22 protein-coding genes are annotated in these 17,362 nt (G+C 40.1%); all 22 read right to left on the reverse strand.

Annotated elements, in window-relative coordinates; all coding sequences use genetic code 11:
• Positions 1-17: 17 nt before the first annotated feature.
• Positions 18-416 (reverse strand): 30S ribosomal protein S8, encoded by a 399-nt coding sequence (gene rpsH, locus KMHG_RS13915; protein ID WP_010290398.1) that lies wholly within the window; start codon positions 414-416, stop codon positions 18-20.
• A 30-nt stretch (positions 417-446) separates the two neighbouring features.
• Positions 447-632: a type Z 30S ribosomal protein S14 gene (locus tag KMHG_RS13920; protein ID WP_010290400.1), complete on the reverse strand. Its 186-nt coding sequence runs from the start codon at positions 630-632 to the stop codon at positions 447-449.
• A 17-nt stretch (positions 633-649) separates the two neighbouring features.
• On the reverse strand, positions 650-1,189 hold the full coding sequence (gene rplE, locus KMHG_RS13925) for a 50S ribosomal protein L5 (RefSeq protein WP_010290401.1): 540 nt from the start codon (positions 1,187-1,189) through the stop codon (positions 650-652).
• 28 nt (positions 1,190-1,217) lie between these two features.
• Entirely contained in the window at positions 1,218-1,526 is a 309-nt protein-coding gene (gene rplX, locus KMHG_RS13930) for a 50S ribosomal protein L24 (protein ID WP_010290402.1), read from the reverse strand.
• Between the two features lie 33 nt (positions 1,527-1,559).
• On the reverse strand, positions 1,560-1,928 hold the full coding sequence (gene rplN, locus KMHG_RS13935) for a 50S ribosomal protein L14 (RefSeq protein WP_010290403.1): 369 nt from the start codon (positions 1,926-1,928) through the stop codon (positions 1,560-1,562).
• 53 nt (positions 1,929-1,981) lie between these two features.
• On the reverse strand, positions 1,982-2,245 hold the full coding sequence (gene rpsQ, locus KMHG_RS13940) for a 30S ribosomal protein S17 (protein WP_010290404.1): 264 nt from the start codon (positions 2,243-2,245) through the stop codon (positions 1,982-1,984).
• Positions 2,246-2,268: 23 nt separating this feature from the next.
• Entirely contained in the window at positions 2,269-2,466 is a 198-nt protein-coding gene (gene rpmC / locus KMHG_RS13945) for a 50S ribosomal protein L29 (protein ID WP_010290406.1), read from the reverse strand.
• On the reverse strand, positions 2,456-2,890 hold the full coding sequence (rplP, locus tag KMHG_RS13950; protein ID WP_010290407.1) for a 50S ribosomal protein L16: 435 nt from the start codon (positions 2,888-2,890) through the stop codon (positions 2,456-2,458). Before rplP ends, rpmC begins: the two co-directional genes overlap by 11 nt.
• A 2-nt stretch (positions 2,891-2,892) precedes the next feature.
• A complete protein-coding gene (rpsC, locus tag KMHG_RS13955; protein ID WP_010290408.1) occupies positions 2,893-3,549 on the reverse strand; it encodes a 30S ribosomal protein S3 in 657 nt (218 codons plus the stop codon).
• Positions 3,550-3,552: 3 nt separating this feature from the next.
• On the reverse strand, positions 3,553-3,900 hold the full coding sequence (gene rplV / locus KMHG_RS13960; protein WP_010290409.1) for a 50S ribosomal protein L22: 348 nt from the start codon (positions 3,898-3,900) through the stop codon (positions 3,553-3,555).
• A 22-nt stretch (positions 3,901-3,922) separates the two neighbouring features.
• Entirely contained in the window at positions 3,923-4,204 is a 282-nt protein-coding gene (gene rpsS, locus KMHG_RS13965) for a 30S ribosomal protein S19 (protein WP_010290411.1), read from the reverse strand.
• Between the two features lie 60 nt (positions 4,205-4,264).
• Positions 4,265-5,095, reverse strand: coding sequence for a 50S ribosomal protein L2 (rplB, locus tag KMHG_RS13970; protein ID WP_010290412.1), 831 nt, complete (start codon positions 5,093-5,095; stop codon positions 4,265-4,267).
• 38 nt (positions 5,096-5,133) lie between these two features.
• Positions 5,134-5,412, reverse strand: coding sequence for a 50S ribosomal protein L23 (rplW, locus tag KMHG_RS13975; RefSeq protein ID WP_010290413.1), 279 nt, complete (start codon positions 5,410-5,412; stop codon positions 5,134-5,136).
• Positions 5,412-6,035 (reverse strand): 50S ribosomal protein L4, encoded by a 624-nt coding sequence (gene rplD / locus KMHG_RS13980; protein WP_010290415.1) that lies wholly within the window; start codon positions 6,033-6,035, stop codon positions 5,412-5,414. The genes rplW and rplD overlap by 1 nt, the downstream gene beginning before the upstream one ends.
• A gap of 26 nt (positions 6,036-6,061) precedes the next feature.
• Entirely contained in the window at positions 6,062-6,691 is a 630-nt protein-coding gene (rplC, locus tag KMHG_RS13985; protein ID WP_010290417.1) for a 50S ribosomal protein L3, read from the reverse strand.
• A gap of 55 nt (positions 6,692-6,746) precedes the next feature.
• Complete coding sequence (gene rpsJ, locus KMHG_RS13990) at positions 6,747-7,055, reverse strand: 30S ribosomal protein S10 (RefSeq protein ID WP_010290418.1); 309 nt, start codon at positions 7,053-7,055, stop codon at positions 6,747-6,749.
• A 357-nt stretch (positions 7,056-7,412) separates the two neighbouring features.
• Positions 7,413-8,744 (reverse strand): Na+/H+ antiporter family protein, encoded by a 1,332-nt coding sequence (locus KMHG_RS13995; RefSeq protein WP_010290419.1) that lies wholly within the window; start codon positions 8,742-8,744, stop codon positions 7,413-7,415.
• A 166-nt stretch (positions 8,745-8,910) separates the two neighbouring features.
• The gene (gene tuf, locus KMHG_RS14000) at positions 8,911-10,101 is read right to left on the reverse strand and encodes an elongation factor Tu (RefSeq protein ID WP_010290420.1); all 1,191 of its coding nucleotides are present in this window, start codon (positions 10,099-10,101) and stop codon (positions 8,911-8,913) included.
• 150 nt (positions 10,102-10,251) lie between these two features.
• The gene (gene fusA, locus KMHG_RS14005) at positions 10,252-12,330 is read right to left on the reverse strand and encodes an elongation factor G (RefSeq protein ID WP_010290421.1); all 2,079 of its coding nucleotides are present in this window, start codon (positions 12,328-12,330) and stop codon (positions 10,252-10,254) included.
• A gap of 45 nt (positions 12,331-12,375) precedes the next feature.
• Positions 12,376-12,846 (reverse strand): 30S ribosomal protein S7, encoded by a 471-nt coding sequence (rpsG, locus tag KMHG_RS14010; RefSeq protein ID WP_010290422.1) that lies wholly within the window; start codon positions 12,844-12,846, stop codon positions 12,376-12,378.
• A 40-nt stretch (positions 12,847-12,886) separates the two neighbouring features.
• Positions 12,887-13,306, reverse strand: a complete 420-nt coding sequence (gene rpsL, locus KMHG_RS14015) for a 30S ribosomal protein S12 (RefSeq protein ID WP_010290424.1) — start codon at positions 13,304-13,306, stop codon at positions 12,887-12,889.
• Positions 13,307-13,757: 451 nt separating this feature from the next.
• On the reverse strand, positions 13,758-17,360 hold the full coding sequence (gene rpoC, locus KMHG_RS14020) for a DNA-directed RNA polymerase subunit beta' (protein WP_010290425.1): 3,603 nt from the start codon (positions 17,358-17,360) through the stop codon (positions 13,758-13,760).
• Positions 17,361-17,362 lie beyond the last annotated feature (2 nt).

The raw sequence follows: 17,362 nt of genomic DNA on the forward strand, positions 1-17,362 counted from the left end.
CATTCTTTTGTTGCTAATTACCAAACGTATGCTAAAACTTCGCCGCCAATTTTTTTAGCGCGAGCTTCTTTATCTGTAACTAAGCCTTGTGATGTTGAAACTAAAGCGATACCTAAGCCGTTAAGAACTTTAGGAACATCTTCAGTTTTCGCGTAAACACGTAGACCTGGTTTAGAGATACGTTTTAAACCTGTGATAACACGTTCATTATTTTGACCGTATTTTAAGAAGATACGGATAATACCTTGTTTATCATCTTCGATATACTCAACGTCACGGATGAAACCTTCACGTTTAAGAATTTCAGCGATTTCTTTTTTGATCTTAGAAGCTGGAAGCTCTAATTTTTCGTGACGTACCATGTTCGCATTACGGATGCGAGTAAGCATATCTGCAATTGGATCTGTCATAGTCATTACATTTTACCTCCTTCCCAATTTAGGGGATTACCAGCTGGCTTTTTTCACGCCAGGAATTTGTCCCTTGTAAGCAAGTTCACGGAAACAAATACGGCAAAGTTTGAATTTACGATATACAGAGTGCGGACGACCACAGCGTTCGCAACGTGTGTAATCTTGGACTTTGAATTTTTTTGTACGTTGTTGTTTAACAACCATTGATTTTTTAGCCACGTTCTAGCCCTCCTATCTTATTTTTGGAATGGCATACCGAATTGAGTTAACAACTCGCGAGCTTCTTCATCAGAGTTCGCAGTAGTTACGATAACGATATCCATACCGCGTACTTTAGAAACCTTATCGAAATCGATTTCTGGGAAGATTAATTGTTCTTTAACACCTAGAGTGTAGTTACCGCGACCGTCGAATGCTTTTTTAGAAACACCACGGAAGTCACGTACACGAGGAAGTGAAATAGAGATTAATTTATCTAAGAAATCGTACATACGGTCACCACGAAGAGTAACTTTTGCACCGATTGGCATACCTTCACGTAGACGGAATCCAGCGATAGATTTTTTAGCTTTAGTTACAACTGGTTTTTGACCAGTGATTAAAGTTAATTCTTCAACTGCAGCATCTAGTACTTTAGAGTTTTGTACAGCGTCACCAACACCCATGTTGATTACGATTTTTTCTACTTTAGGTACTTGCATAGTTGAAGTGTATTCAAATTTGCTCATTAGAGCTGATGATACTTCGTTTACATATTTTTCTTTTAGGCGGCTCATGTTTGTACCTCCCTTCTTTTTTTAAAAATTAGTTAATAACATTACCTGATTTTTTTGCTACACGAACTTTTTTGCCATCTTCAACTTTAAAACCTACGCGAGTCGGCTCGCCAGTTTTAGGGTCGATTAGCATTACGTTCGATACGTGGATCGCTGCTTCTTGAGAAACGATACCACCTTGTGGATTAAGTTGGTTTGGTTTCACGTGTTTTTTAACGATGTTTACACCTTCAACTAACACGCGATCCTTTTTAGGAAACGCAGCTAAGATAACGCCTTCTTTGCCTTTATCTTTACCTGAGATAACCTTTACTTTATCGCCTTTTTTAACGTGCATTGTGTCGCACCTCCTTGTTGGCACTTTCCTGAATTAAAGAACTTCCGGAGCTAATGAAACGATTTTCATGAAGCTGCTGTCACGTAATTCACGAGCAACAGGTCCGAAAATACGAGTTCCGCGTGGTGATTTGTCATCACGGATGATTACACACGCGTTTTCATCGAATTTGATGTAAGTACCGTCTTGACGACGAACACCTGATTTTGTACGAACGATAACAGCTTTCACTACTTCGCCCTTCTTGACAACGCCACCTGGTGTTGCTTTCTTAACTGTACAAACGATAACATCACCGATGTTAGCTGTTTTACGGCCAGAACCACCTAGTACTTTGATAGTTAAAACTTCTTTAGCACCTGAGTTGTCGGCAACTTTTAAACGACTTTCTTGTTGAATCACTTAGGTTACCTCCCTTCGGATCTTTGAGTAATAAATACCGAAACCGAAATTTATTAGATAATAACCGCTTCTTCTACAACTTCAACTAAACGGAAACGTTTAGTAGCTGATAGCGGACGAGTTTCCATAATACGTACGATGTCTCCAACTTTTGCTGTGTTGTTTTCATCATGCGCTTTGAACTTTTTAGAGTATTTTACACGTTTACCGTAAAGTGAGTGTTTCTTGTATGTTTCAACAACTACTGTAATAGTTTTGTCCATTTTGTCAGAAACTACGCGGCCTGTGTAAACTTTGCGTTGATTACGCTCAGTCATGCTTGCAAACCTCCTTTATCAGTTTAATCTGCACTGATTTCTCTTTCACGAATAACAGTTTTCATACGCGCGATAGCTTTACGTACTTCACGAATACGAGCTGTGTTTTCTAATTGACCAGTCGCTAATTGGAAGCGAAGGTTGAAAAGCTCTTCTTTCAGTGATTTTACTTTGTCTTCAATTTCAACAGTTGCAAGTTCACGGATTTCATTAGCCTTCATTAGATTCACCACCAATTTCTTCACGTTTAACGATCTTACACTTAACTGGTAGCTTGTGAGATGCTAAACGTAGTGCTTCGCGAGCCACTTCTTCAGTGACGCCGCCGATTTCGAACATTACACGACCTGGTTTTACAACTGCTACCCAACCTTCAGGAGCACCTTTACCAGAACCCATACGTACTTCTAGAGGCTTTTTAGTGTAAGGTTTGTGAGGGAAGATGTTAATCCATACTTTACCGCCACGTTTAGTGTAACGTGTCATAGCGATACGAGCAGCCTCAATTTGACGGTTTGTGATCCAGCTAGCTGTTTGAGCTTGTAGACCGTATTCACCGAATGTTACTGTTGTGCCGCCTTTTGATTGACCACGCATTTTGCCACGGTGTACACGACGGTATTTAACGCGTTTTGGCAATAACATAATTATTTGCCTCCTTCCACAGAGTTCTTTTTAGTAGGAAGGACTTCACCACGGTAGATCCATACTTTAACACCTAATTTACCATAAGTAGTGTCAGCTTCGGCATGAGCATAGTCGATGTCAGCACGAAGAGTATGAAGTGGAACAGTACCTTCACTATAGTGTTCAGCACGTGCGATATCAGCGCCACCTAGACGACCAGATACTTGAGTTTTGATACCCTTAGCACCTGCACGCATAGTGCGTTGAATTGTTTGTTTTTGTGCACGACGGAATGATACACGGTTTTCTAATTGACGAGCGATGTTTTCAGCTACTAAGCGAGCGTCAAGATCAGCGCGTTTGATTTCAACGATGTTGATGTGTACGCGTTTGCCAGTCATGTTGTTAAGAGCTTTACGAAGTGATTCTACTTCTTGACCGCCCTTACCGATTACCATACCTGGTTTAGCTGTACTAATTGTAATATTGATGCGATTTGCAGCGCGTTCAATTTCTACTTTAGAAACTGAAGCTTCTTTTAAAGTTTCTTCGATGAATTTACGTACTTTGATATCTTCGTGAAGTAATGTTGCGTAATCTTTTTCAGCGTACCAACGAGATTCCCAATCACGAATGACACCTACACGTAAACCAATTGGATGTACTTTTTGACCCACGTATTATCCCTCCTTCTTCTCAGATACCACAAGTGTAATGTGGCTTGTACGTTTGTTGATTGCGCTAGCACGTCCTTGTGCGCGTGGACGGAAGCGTTTTAATGTTGGACCTTCGTCAACAAATACTTTAGAAACAACTAAGTTGTTTACATCTAAATCATAGTTGTGCTCTGCATTTGCAATTGCTGAGTTTAAAACTTTTTCCACTACTGGAGAAGCAGCTTTTGGAGTGTGTTTTAAAATAGCGATGGCTTCACCGACTTGTTTACCTCGGATTAAGTCTACTACTAGACGAACTTTACGAGGAGCAATGCGAACTGTGCGAGCGATAGCTTTAGCTTCTTGTTGCATTATAGTGTACCTCCCCTCTTAATTAGCGTACTTTAGTTGATTTATCGTCTCCACCGTGACCTTTGAATGTACGTGTTGGAGCGAACTCACCTAACTTGTGACCTACCATATCTTCTGTTACGTATACTGGTACGTGTTTGCGTCCATCATATACAGCGATTGTTTCGCCAATGAAGTTCGGGAAGATAGTAGAACGACGAGACCAAGTTTTAATAACTTGTTTCTTCTCAGAATTGTTTGATGCCTCAACCTTTTTCATAAGGTGTTCATCAATAAATGGTCCTTTTTTCAAGCTACGAGCCATTTCGGAACCTCCCTCCATGATTCAACCGCGATCCCACTAGTGAACCGCAGCTTAATCACATTATTTTTTACGAGAACGAATGATAAATTTGCTAGATTTTGCTTTCTTGTTACGAGTTTTGTAACCAAGAGCAGGTTTACCCCATGGAGTCATTGGAGACTTACGGCCAACTGGAGTTTTACCTTCACCACCACCGTGTGGGTGATCGTTAGGGTTCATTACAGAACCACGAACTGTAGGACGTTTACCCATCCAACGTTTACGACCGGCTTTACCAATGTGGATAAGTTCGTGTTGTTCGTTACCAACTTCACCGATTGTAGCGCGGCAAGTTGCTAAGATCATACGTACTTCACCAGATTGTAAGCGAACGATTACGTACTTGTCTTCTTTACCAAGTACTTGCGCAGAAGTACCAGCAGAACGTACTAATTGTCCACCTTTACCAGGTTTTAATTCGATGTTGTGGATTGTAGTACCCATTGGGATGTTAGCAAGTGGTAATGTGTTACCTACTTTAATATCAACTTCTGGGCCTGACACGATAGTCATACCTACAACTAGACCTTTCGGTGCTAGGATATAACGTTTTTCACCATCAGCATAGTTAATTAATGCGATGTTTGCAGATCGGTTAGGATCATATTCGATAGTGGCAACTTTACCCACGATTCCGTCTTTGTTACGTTTGAAATCGATGATACGGTATTGTTTCTTATGACCACCACCATTATGACGAACAGTGATTTTACCCTGGTTGTTACGACCAGCTTTGCGTTTTTTAGCAGCTAATAAAGATTTCTCTGGTTTATTAGTTGTGATTTCAGCAAAGTCAGATGACGTCATGTTACGACGGCCATTTGTGGTTGGTTTATACTTTTTAATCGCCATGTGTATTCCCTCCTTTATTAATTAGAATGTAATCTATATTACATTTCGAATAATTCGATTTCGCCTTCAGCTAAAGTTACGATAGCTTTACGACGTTTGTTAGTTAAGCCAGTGTAACGGCCAACGCGTTTCTTTTTACCTTTAATGTTCATGATGTTTACTTTCGCAACTTTCACGCCAAAGATAGATTCAACTGCGTTTTTAACTTCTGTTTTGTTGGCACGAGTGTCAACTTCAAAAGTGTACTTTTGTTCTGCCATTTGTTCTGAAGATAGCTCAGTAATGACAGGACGTTTTAATACTTCACGTGCTTCCATTAACCAAGCACCTCCTCAATTTTAGCTACAGCGTCTTTAGTGATAACAACTTTGTTTGCAGATACTAGATCTAAAATGTTGATACCTTCAACTGTTAGAACAGTTACGCCAGGGATGTTACGAGCAGATAATGCTACGTTTTCATTCACATCAGCAGTAACGATAAGTGATTTAGATTCTACTGATAAATCAGCAAGAACTTTCACGAAATCTTTAGTTTTTGGTGCATTAAGAGTTAATGCATCAACTACTACGAAGTTTGTTTCAGCAACTTTAGTTGAAAGAGCTGATTTAAGTGCTAAGCGACGAACTTTTTTAGGAAGTTTGTATGCATAGCTACGTGGAGTTGGACCGAATACGATACCACCGCCACGCCATTGTGGAGAGCGAATAGAACCTTGACGGGCACGGCCAGTACCTTTTTGACGCCATGGTTTACGACCACCACCAGAAACTTCTGAGCGACCTTTAGTTTTGTGTGTACCTTGACGTAAAGAAGCACGTTGTGCAACGATTGCGTCGAATAGTACAGATTCGTTTGGTTCGATTCCGAAGATAGCATCGTTTAATTCGATTTCACCTACAGAAGAACCTGTTTGACTAAGTACGTTTACTTTTGTCATTCCTGTTTCCTCCTTTCTTCGGAAAATTAGTTAGCTTTAATAGCAGATTTAACTGTTACTAATGCTTTTTTAGAACCAGGAACATTACCTTTTACTAGTAATAAGTTGCGTTCTGCATCAACTTTTACGATTTCTAAGTTTTGGATAGTTACAACGTTGCCACCCATTTGACCAGGTAAATTCTTTTGTTTGAATACGCGGTTTGGAGCAACTGGACCCATTGAACCAGGGCGACGGTGGTAACGAGAACCGTGGGCCATAGGACCACGTGATTGACCGTGGCGTTTAATAACACCTTGGAAACCTTTACCTTTAGTAACACCTGTTACATCTACTACATCGCCTTCTGCGAAAATTTCAACTTTGACTTCTTGACCAATCTCGTAATCAGCTAAGTCAGCATCGCGAATTTCGCGAATGAAGCGCTTAGGAGCAGTGTTAGCTTTAGCTACGTGTCCTTTTTCTGGTTTGTTAGATAATTTTTCACGTTTATCTTCGAAACCGATTTGGATAGCTTCGTAACCGTCTGTATCAACTGTTTTCTTTTGAAGAACTACGTTTGGAGTAGCTTCGATTACAGTTACAGGGATTAAATCACCGTTCTCAGCAAAGACTTGCGTCATACCGATTTTTCTACCTAAGATTCCTTTGGTCATGTGTCACACCTCCTGAGGATATTTAAAAATTAATTTTTTTGTATTTTACCATGCATTATAGTTTGATTTCGATATCAACGCCTGATGGTAAATCTAATTTCATTAACGCATCCACAGTTTGTGGTGTTGGGTTAACGATATCGATTAGACGTTTATGTGTACGCATTTCGAACTGTTCACGTGAGTCTTTATATTTGTGGACCGCACGTAAAATTGTGTAAACTGAGCGTTCAGTTGGTAGTGGAATCGGACCTGATACACCAGCACCTGAGCGTTTAGCAGTTTCTACGATTTTTTCAGCAGATTGATCTAAAATACGGTGATCATATGCTTTTAAACGAATACGAATCTGTTGTTTTGCCATTATTTTCCCTCCCTTTTCGCCTATTTCCTAGACAATTCTCCACGGAAATTTTCCGCACACGCGCCATGGCAATGCGGCCGGGTGTGTCGGTAACCTCCCGTTTCATCGCAGTCAAAGACCAACATTTATATTATACATAATATAAATCTTAGACGCAACAACTTTCTTTAAAAAAATTTATTTGCGCTATTCTAAGTGTCTCTTTTCTTAAATATAAATTTACGTCTGCTTTTTTAACGTTTCCTAGTATATAAAAATTTGGCGCAGATATCAACCCATTACCCTCCAAAAAAAGAAAAGCCATTTTTCTGTCAACTTATGTACAGAAAACGGCTTTTCTTCTATAGAAATATAAAATTAAGAGAAGAACATGATTGCTAACCATCCTGAAACGAGCAATGGAATGTTGAAAATCAACAATGTAGGAATACATGTATCTCGAATATGGTCGTGTTGACCGTCGACGTTTAAACCAGCAGTTGGTCCAAGCGTTGAATCTGACGCTGGTGAACCAGCATCGCCTAATGCACCGGCTGTACCGATCAAGGCAATAATTGCTGCGGCACTTAATCCGAAGCTTTCTGCAATTGGCACGAAAATCGACGCGATAATCGGAATCGTCGCAAATGATGAACCGATTCCCATATCAATAAAGAAACCAATCAATAACATAATAAGAACGGCAAGTGCTTTATTGTCACCGAGTATCGTTTTAGCAGTAGCAACTAAACCTTCAACATCACCTGTTGCAGTTACGACTGCAGCAAAACCACTTGATGCAATCATGACCATACCGATAAATGCCATTAAGCGCATTCCATCTGTCAATACGCTATCTGCTTCTTTCCATTTAATCGCACCTGTAATGTATAAAATGAATACACCTGTTAATGCCCCTAAAAACATTTGTCCTGATGCGAGTGGCACGATTGCTGGAATTTGAATGATGACCGTTGTAATAAGCGCAATAATCGTTGCGATAATATTTTTCTTATTTACTTGTACAATTAATTCACTTTCGACATTGATGTCTTCATATTGACGTGGTTTACGGAATACGAAAAATGCGATCACTAAACCGAATACCATACCGATTGCTGGAATGAGCATTGGACCGTAAACGTCGTGACGTGTAATCTCAAGTCCTGCAGCCGAAATGTTGTCGGCCACAATGCCTTGATATACAAGTCCGAACCCGAACGGCAAACTCATATACGGTGTAATCAAACCGAACGCTAAAATACAAGCAATCAAACGACGGTCGATTTGTAGCATATTTAAAATTTTAATGATTGGTGGAATTAATAATGGAATAAACGCAATGTGAATTGGAATAATGTTTTGTGATGAAATGGCCATCAACAATAGGACGATGAAGATCAACGCCTTCATTAAACCAGACTTTTGCGAATCCCCTTTTCGTTTCACGAGCTTTAAAATCGAGGCGACGAGTAATTCTGAAATTCCCGTTTTTGAAATAGCGACTGCTAAACCACCGAGCATTGCGTAACTTAACGCAACTTCAGCGCCATCTCCAAGGCCACCGATAAACGCTTCTAATGTATCACTTAATGACATCCCTGCAATTAAGCCACCTACAATTGCACCAATTGCTAATGAAAATACAACGTTAATGCGTAGGACACTTAATACAAGCATGACGATTACGGCTACAACTACTGCATTCATCTATGTCACCTGCTTTCTTTAGTATAGTAGATAACAAAAGCAATTATAAGTTTTGTACAAAGTGAAGTCAATTTAAGTTTTAGAAATTAAAAAAACAGGTTACTCGAATGAACGAGTAACCTGTTTATGAAAGTTAATTAAAAATTTCTACGAGAGAAAGTTAAAATTAAGCTTTTTCGATGTTAGAAACAACACCTGAACCAACTGTACGGCCGCCTTCACGGATTGAGAAACGAGTACCGTCTTCAATAGCGATTGGGTGGATAAGTTCGATGTTCATTTTAGTGTTATCGCCAGGCATTACCATTTCAGTACCTTCTGGTAAAGTGATTACACCAGTTACGTCAGTAGTACGGAAGTAGAATTGTGGACGGTAGTTAGAGAAGAATGGAGTATGACGTCCACCTTCTTCTTTAGATAACACGTAAACTTCAGCAGTGAATTTAGTGTGAGGTGTGATTGAACCTGGTTTAGCTAATACTTGACCACGTTGAATATCTTCACGAGCAACACCACGTAATAAAGCACCGATGTTATCGCCAGCTTCAGCGTAATCTAATAATTTACGGAACATTTCTACACCAGTTACAGTAGTTTCAGCAGTTTCTTCAGCGATACCTACGATTTCAACTACATCACCGACTTTAACTTGACCACGTTCAACACGGCCAGTTGCTACTGTACCACGACCTGTGATAGAGAATACATCCTCTACAGGCATCATGAATGGTTTGTCAGTTTGGCGTTCTGGAGTTGGGATGTATTCGTCAACAGCGTTCATTAATTCAACGATAGCATCTTCCCATTTTTCTTCGCCTTCTAAAGCTTTAAGAGCAGAACCTTTGATAACTGGTAGGTCATCGCCAGGGAAGCCGTATTCAGATAATAAGTCACGAACTTCCATTTCTACTAATTCAAGTAATTCTTCGTCGTCTACCATATCGCATTTGTTTAAGAATACTACGATGTAAGGTACACCTACGTTACGAGATAAAAGGATGTGTTCACGAGTTTGAGGCATTGGACCATCAGCAGCAGATACTACTAAGATCGCGCCGTCCATTTGTGCAGCACCAGTGATCATGTTTTTAACGTAATCGGCGTGTCCTGGGCAGTCAACGTGAGCGTAGTGACGAGTGTCAGTTTCATATTCGATGTGAGAAGTGTTGATAGTGATACCGCGTTCTTTTTCTTCTGGAGCGTTATCGATATCAGCGTATGTTTTAGCTTCACCGCCTTGTTTTTTAGCAAGAACTGTAGCGATTGCAGCTGTTAAAGTTGTTTTACCATGGTCAACGTGTCCGATTGTACCAATGTTAGCATGCGTTTTAGAACGGTCGAATTTTTCTTTAGCCATTTTAAATGTGCCTCCTAGGGTTTAAAAAGTTTATTGTTTTAAGATTTATAGATATGCTCTTTAGCAAAACGGGCCCTGTTTTGCCGCCAAGACATAGCTTACATGTTATTTATACTTGAATACAAAGGAAATTTCAATTAAAAATTGCTATTAACCTTTGTGTTTTTTAATGATTTCTTCTGAAACTGATTTTGGAACTTCTTCATAGTGGTCAAATACCATTGAGAATGTACCGCGACCTTGAGTTGAAGAACGTAAAGTCGTAGCGTAACCAAACATTTCAGCAAGTGGAACCATTGCACGAACAACTTGAGCGTTACCGCGAGCTTCCATACCTTCTACACGACCACGGCGTGCAGTGATGTTACCCATGATATCACCAAGATATTCTTCTGGCATTACAACTTCTACTTTCATAACTGGTTCTAAAAGAACTGGGTCACAAGCAGTAGCTGCTTTTTTAACTGCTAAAGATGCAGCAACTTTGAATGCCATTTCATTTGAATCGACATCGTGGTAAGAACCATCGACTAAACGAGCTTTAACGTCGATTAGAGGGAAACCTGCTAATACACCGTTAGCTAATGCGTCTTTAAGACCTGCTTCTACAGCTGGAATGTATTCACGAGGAACTACACCACCAACGATAGCGTTTTCGAATTCAAAACCTTTACCTTCTTCGTTTGGTGAGAATTCGATGTGAACGTCACCATATTGACCACGACCACCAGATTGGCGAGCGAATTTACCTTGAACTTTAGCCGCTGTGCGGAAAGTTTCACGGTAAGATACTTGAGGAGCACCTACGTTCGCGTCAACGTTGAATTCACGTTTCATACGGTCTACAAGGATATCAAGGTGTAGTTCACCCATACCAGAGATAATAGTTTCACCAGTTTCTACGTCAGTGTGAGCGCGGAAAGTTGGATCTTCTTCTTGTAATTTTTGTAGGGCTTGACCCATTTTATCTTGGTCAGCTTTTGATTTAGGCTCAACAGATAAAGAAATAACTGGTTCTGGGAATTCCATTGATTCAAGGATAACTAAGCTATCTTCTGCACATAGAGTATCCCCAGTAGTTGTAGCTTTAAGACCTACTGCAGCAGCGATGTCACCAGCGTAAACTTCAGTGATTTCTTGACGGCTGTTAGCGTGCATTTGTAGGATACGACCTACACGTTCACGTTTGCCTTTAGAAGAGTTTTGTACGTAAGAACCAGATTGAAGAACACCTGAGTACACGCGGAAGAAAGTTAATTTACCAACATAAGGGTCAGTCATAACTTTGAACGCTAGTGCTGAGAATGGTTCGTCATCAGAAGAGTGACGTACGATTTCTTCTTCTCCATCGATAGATGTACCTTTAATAGATTCAACATCAGTTGGAGCTGGTAGGTAGTCAACTACTGCGTCAAGCATTAATTGAACACCTTTGTTTTTGAATGCAGTACCACATACTACAGGGTAGAATTCTACTGATAATGTAGCTTTACGGATAGCAGCTTTTAATTCTTCTTTAGTGATTTCTTCACCAGAGAAGTATTTTTCCATTAGATCTTCATCTAATTCAGCAACTGCTTCGATAAGTTTTTCGCGGTATTCATTTGCTTGTTCTTTGTATTCTTCAGGAATTTCTTTAACTTCAGCGTGAGAACCGTCATCGCCTTCTTTGTAGAAAGTAGCGTTCATTTCTACTAAGTCGATGATAGCGTGGAACTCATCTTCAGCACCGATTGGTAATTGAATTGGATGAGCATTTGCTTCTAAACGTTCATGTAAAGTTCCTACAGAGTATAAGAAGTTTGCACCGATTTTATCCATTTTGTTAATGAATACGATACGTGGTACGCCGTAAGTTGTAGCTTGACGCCATACTGTTTCAGTTTGTGGTTCTACACCTGATTGAGCATCAAGTACAGTTACCGCACCATCAAGTACACGAAGAGAACGTTCAACTTCAACTGTGAAGTCTACGTGTCCTGGTGTATCGATAATGTTTACACGGTGGCCTTTCCATTGGGCTGTTGTCGCAGCAGAAGTGATAGTGATACCACGTTCTTGCTCTTGCTCCATCCAGTCCATTTGAGAAGCGCCTTCATGAGTTTCACCGATTTTGTGAATCTTACCAGTGTAATAAAGGATACGCTCAGTTGTTGTTGTTTTACCAGCATCAATGTGAGCCATGATTCCGATATTACGAGTGTTCTCAAGTGAGAATTCTCTAGTCATGCGGAATTTCTCCTTCCATAATGGATATTTTGTATAATGTAAATTCTACCAGCGGTAGTGAGCGAATGCTTTGTTGGCTTCAGCCATTTTATGCATATCTTCGCGTTTTTTAACTGACGCACCAGTGTTGTTAGCAGCGTCTAAAATTTCGTTAGCAAGACGTTCTTCCATAGTTTTTTCGCCACGAAGACGAGAGTAGTTTACTAGGTAACGAAGACCTAAAGTAGTACGACGTTCTGGACGAACTTCTACTGGTACTTGATAGTTAGCACCACCGACACGGCGAGCACGTACTTCAAGAACTGGCATTACGTTTTCTAAAGCAGCTTCGAATACTTCTAAAGCTTCTTTACCAGAGCGTTCTTTAACTAAATCGAAAGCTCCGTATAAGATTTTTTGAGAAGTACCTTTTTTACCATCTACCATCAATTTGTTGATTAAACGAGTTACTAGTTTTGAGTTATAAAGTGGATCTGGTAACACGTCACGTTTGGAAACAGGACCTTTACGAGGCATGTGTTTTCCTCCTTTCAAGCATTAAATACTTATGTTTAAATTATTTTTTTTCTTTAGGTTTTTTAGCACCGTATAATGAACGTGATTGCATACGACCTTGTACAGCAGCTGTATCAAGAGCACCACGTACAACGTGATAACGTACACCCGGTAAATCTTTTACACGACCGCCACGAATAAGAACAACACTGTGTTCTTGTAAGTTATGGCCTTCACCAGGGATATAAGCGTTAACTTCGATTTGGTTAGTTAAACGTACACGAGCGTATTTACGTAACGCTGAGTTCGGTTTTTTAGGTGTCATTGTACCAACACGAGTACAAACACCACGTTTTTGTGGTGAGTTCACGTTAGTTAAGCTTTTTGCAAAGCTGTTATAGCCTTTGTTTAAAGCTGGTGAATTAGATTTCTTACTTTTGGATTGACGAGGCTTACGTACTAATTGGTTAATTGTAGGCATCGATATGTCCTCCTCTCATTGCTTTCTTTAAATCCACACATCCAGGTGGTTCATTTTTAGTTAAAAACAAAAGCCTTTACGTGATCAGCGTAAAAACTACGGATGCAGTACTTCAAGTTATGGTGGCGTTTCACTAAAACGTCATCATCTCTACCAAGAGTCTGCCTGGTTCTTCAATGCAACGGGAATACCAAAATTTGTGCCGTCGCACCGCATGCGTGGTTTATTCGCCTGTTGCATATTAGAGCAACAACGATCCGTTCCACAACCAGCCATGCTTGTCGTAACTGTCTGTTTATTAACAAACTATTGTTTTATTCTTTTCTCTTAGACGAAACGTCCGTGAAATGATAGACAATGAACTATCAACCTAAAATATATTATCACCCAATAGATGATATGTCAATAAAAAAATCCTAGCGAAAATTCGCTAGGATTTTTAAGAAACAAATTATTCAGCTGAAGGTGCTTCTTGAGTAGCTGCTGCTGGACCGGCAATTTCGATTTGACGGTAGCGTTGCATACCTGTACCTGCTGGGACAAGTTTACCTAAGATTACGTTTTCTTTCAGACCAAGTAATTCATCACGTTTACCTTTGATTGCTGCATCCGTTAACACACGAGTTGTTTCTTGGAATGAAGCCGCAGATAAGAATGATTCAGTTTCAAGAGAAGCTTTAGTAATACCAAGGATTACTGGGCGACATGTAGCTGGTGCTTTCGCGCCTTCTACAAGGATCTTACGGTTCGCTTCAGTGAATTGGTGGATATCTACTAATGAGCCTGGTAATAAGTCAGTGTCACCAGCTTCGATAATACGAACTTTACGTAACATTTGACGTACCATAACCTCGATGTGTTTATCACCGATTTCTACACCTTGCATACGGTATACTTTTTGAACTTCTTTTAATAAGTACTCTTCTACAGTTGCAACGTCAGTAACTTTGATTAATTGTTTTGGATCAATTGAACCTTCAGTTAAAGTTTGACCATGAGTAACTTCATCGCCTTCTTGAACTTTTAGACGTGCATTGTATGGAGCTGTATATTTACGAGATTCGATTGGGCTTTGGATTGTAATTTCTTTTAAGCCTTCGCGAATTTCTTCGATCTCAACAACTGTACCTGAGATTTCAGTGATCAGTGCTTGACCTTTAGGGTTACGAGACTCGAAGATCTCTTGGATACGAGGTAAACCTTGTGTAATATCGGCACCGGCTACCCCACCAGTATGGAACGTACGCATTGTTAACTGAGTACCTGGTTCACCGATAGATTGGGCAGCGATGATACCTACTGCTTCACCCACTTCTACTTCGTCACCAGTTGCTAAGTTCATACCGTAACATTTTTTACATACACCGTGTTTAGTGTTACATGTAAATGCTGAACGGATTGTTACTGATTCAATACCTGCTTCAGTAATTTTACGAGCGATTTCAGCTGTGATTAATTCGTCGCGAGCTGCAATTACTTCGCCAGTAGCTGGGTTTGTAATTGTTTTCTTCACGTAACGACCTAATACACGTTCTTCAAGAGCTTCGATTAACTCGTTGCCTTCTTTAAGTGCTGTAATTTCAAGGCCTTTATCAGTACCACAATCGTCTTCACGAATGATAACGTCTTGAGCAACGTCAACAAGACGACGAGTAAGGTAACCTGAATCGGCTGTTTTAAGTGCTGTATCGGCAAGACCTTTACGTGCACCGTGAGTAGAGATGAAGTACTCTAATACCGTTAAACCTTCACGGAATGAAGATTTGATTGGTAATTCGATGATACGACCAGCTGGGTTGGCCATCAGACCACGCATACCAGCCAGCTGAGTGAAGTTAGATGCGTTACCACGGGCACCAGAGTCACTCATCATGAAGATTGGGTTGGTAGCTGGAAGAGATTTCATCAGTTTAGATTGGATAATGTCTTTCGCGTCACTCCAGAATGAGATAACACGATCGTAACGTTCGTCTTCAGTAATTAAACCGCGACGGAATTGTTTTTGAACTTTATCCACTTTAATTTGAGCTTCAGATAAAATTTCTTGTTTATCTGGTAATACGATGATATCTGAGATACCGATTGAGATACCAGCTTTAGTAGAATATTTGAAGCCAAGGTTTTTAAGTTTATCAAGCATTTTAGAAGTTTCTGTGATGTGGTAGCGATCGAATACTTCTGCGATAACTTTACCAAGATATTTTTTAGTGAACGGACGTACAGGTTCTTGCTCTGCAAGTAGTTCTTTAATATTCGTATTTGTTGGTACGAAGTATTTATCTGGTGTACCTTCTTGTAAGTTTGCTGTTGTAGGTTCGTTAATGTAAGGGAAATCAGGATATAAGATTTCATTGAAAATAACTTTACCAACAGAAGTTACAAGAAGTTGTTGTTTTTGTTCTTCAGTGAACGTGTCATTATTTAATGATGCTGCACGAATCGCAATACGAGTGTGTAAGTGCACTTCGTTGTTTTCGTAAGCAACGTTTAATTCGTCAGGATCTGAGAAGACTGTACCTTCACCTGGAGCGCCTTCGCGTTCAAGAGTTAAGTAGTAGTTACCTAAGACCATATCTTGAGATGGTGTAACAACTGGTTTACCATCTTTAGGGTTCAGGATGTTTTGTGCTGCAAGCATTAATAAACGTGCTTCAGCTTGTGCTTCTGCAGAAAGTGGAACGTGGACGGCCATTTGGTCACCATCGAAATCGGCATTGTATGCAGTACATACTAATGGGTGTAAGCGGATTGCTTTACCTTCGATAAGTGTAGGCTCGAACGCTTGGATACCAAGACGGTGAAGCGTTGGTGCACGGTTCAGTAATACTGGGTGCTCGCGCATGATGTCTTCTAAAACATCCCATACTTCTTCGTGTTGACGTTCGATTTTACGTTTAGCAGATTTAATGTTGTGTGCTAAACCACGTTCAACTAATTCTTTCATTAAGAAAGGTTTGAATAGCTCGATTGCCATACCTTTTGGTAGACCACATTGGAACATTTTTAAAGATGGACCAACAACGATTACAGAACGACCAGAGTAATCGACACGTTTACCAAGTAAGTTTTGACGGAAACGACCTTGTTTACCTTTTAACATATGAGAAAGAGATTTTAATGGACGGTTACCAGGACCTGTAACAGGACGACCACGACGACCATTATCGATTAATGCATCAACTGCTTCTTGTAACATACGTTTTTCGTTTTGAACGATGATGCCAGGAGCACCAAGGTCTAATAAACGTTTTAAACGGTTGTTACGGTTGATAACACGACGGTATAAATCGTTTAAGTCAGATGTTGCGAAACGGCCACCATCTAGTTGTACCATTGGACGTAATTCTGGAGGAATTACTGGTAGTACATCTAAGATCATCCATTCAGGACGGTTGCCTGAGTGGTGGAATGATTCAACAACTTCTAAACGTTTAATCGCACGTGTACGGCGTTGGCCTTGTGCAGTTTTAAGTTCTTCTTTAAGTTCGATTGACTCGCGGTCTAAATCGATTTCTTTTAGAAGGTCTTTGATTGCTTCAGCACCCATTGATGCTTTGAATGTGTTACCGAATTTTTCACGGTATGCACGGTATTCTTTTTCAGAAAGCAGTTGTTTCTTTTCTAATGGTGTGTCACCTGATTCGATAACAACATATGAAGCGAAGTAGATAACTTCTTCTAAAGCACGTGGAGACATATCTAAGATAAGACCCATGCGGCTTGGAATACCTTTGAAGTACCAAATGTGTGATACAGGAGCTGCTAATTCGATGTGACCCATACGTTCACGACGAACTTTTGCACGAGTTACCTCTACGCCACAACGGTCACAAACTACGCCTTTATAGCGTACACGTTTGTATTTACCACAGTGACACTCCCAGTCTTTTGTTGGTCCGAAAATGCGTTCGCAGAATAGACCGTCTTTTTCTGGTTTTAATGTACGGTAGTTGATAGTTTCTGGTTTTTTAACCTCACCATATGACCATGAACGGATTTTATCTGGTGAAGCAAGACCAATTTTCATGTATTCAAAATTATTAACGTCTATCAAGG

The organism is Kurthia massiliensis (genome assembly GCF_000285555.1).
GTDB classification, from domain to species: domain Bacteria; phylum Bacillota; class Bacilli; order Bacillales_A; family Planococcaceae; genus Kurthia; species Kurthia massiliensis.

Excerpts from the sequence above, each read along its gene's own strand:
- rplC (WP_010290417.1), bottom strand. The coding sequence starts at position 6,691 with ATGACCAAAGGAATCTTAGGTAGAAAAATCGGTATGACGCAAGTCTTT.
- rpsQ (WP_010290404.1), bottom strand. The coding sequence starts at position 2,245 with ATGACTGAGCGTAATCAACGCAAAGTTTACACAGGCCGCGTAGTTTCT.
- rplP (WP_010290407.1), bottom strand. The coding sequence starts at position 2,890 with ATGTTATTGCCAAAACGCGTTAAATACCGTCGTGTACACCGTGGCAAA.
- rplV (WP_010290409.1), bottom strand. The coding sequence starts at position 3,900 with ATGCAACAAGAAGCTAAAGCTATCGCTCGCACAGTTCGCATTGCTCCT.
- rplB (WP_010290412.1), bottom strand. The coding sequence starts at position 5,095 with ATGGCGATTAAAAAGTATAAACCAACCACAAATGGCCGTCGTAACATG.
- rplE (WP_010290401.1), bottom strand. The coding sequence starts at position 1,189 with ATGAGCCGCCTAAAAGAAAAATATGTAAACGAAGTATCATCAGCTCTA.
- rplD (WP_010290415.1), bottom strand. The coding sequence starts at position 6,035 with ATGACAAAAGTAAACGTACTTAGTCAAACAGGTTCTTCTGTAGGTGAA.
- rpsS (WP_010290411.1), bottom strand. The coding sequence starts at position 4,204 with ATGGCTCGTAGCTTGAAAAAAGGACCATTTATTGATGAACACCTTATG.
- rpmC (WP_010290406.1), bottom strand. The coding sequence starts at position 2,466 with ATGAAGGCTAATGAAATCCGTGAACTTGCAACTGTTGAAATTGAAGAC.
- rpsH (WP_010290398.1), bottom strand. The coding sequence starts at position 416 with ATGACTATGACAGATCCAATTGCAGATATGCTTACTCGCATCCGTAAT.
- KMHG_RS13995 (WP_010290419.1), bottom strand. The coding sequence starts at position 8,744 with ATGAATGCAGTAGTTGTAGCCGTAATCGTCATGCTTGTATTAAGTGTC.
- rpsL (WP_010290424.1), bottom strand. The coding sequence starts at position 13,306 with ATGCCTACAATTAACCAATTAGTACGTAAGCCTCGTCAATCCAAAAGT.
- tuf (WP_010290420.1), bottom strand. The coding sequence starts at position 10,101 with ATGGCTAAAGAAAAATTCGACCGTTCTAAAACGCATGCTAACATTGGT.
- rpsG (WP_010290422.1), bottom strand. The coding sequence starts at position 12,846 with ATGCCTCGTAAAGGTCCTGTTTCCAAACGTGACGTGTTACCAGATCCA.
- rplW (WP_010290413.1), bottom strand. The coding sequence starts at position 5,412 with ATGGAAGCACGTGAAGTATTAAAACGTCCTGTCATTACTGAGCTATCT.
- fusA (WP_010290421.1), bottom strand. The coding sequence starts at position 12,330 with ATGACTAGAGAATTCTCACTTGAGAACACTCGTAATATCGGAATCATG.
- rpsJ (WP_010290418.1), bottom strand. The coding sequence starts at position 7,055 with ATGGCAAAACAACAGATTCGTATTCGTTTAAAAGCATATGATCACCGT.
- rplX (WP_010290402.1), bottom strand. The coding sequence starts at position 1,526 with ATGCACGTTAAAAAAGGCGATAAAGTAAAGGTTATCTCAGGTAAAGAT.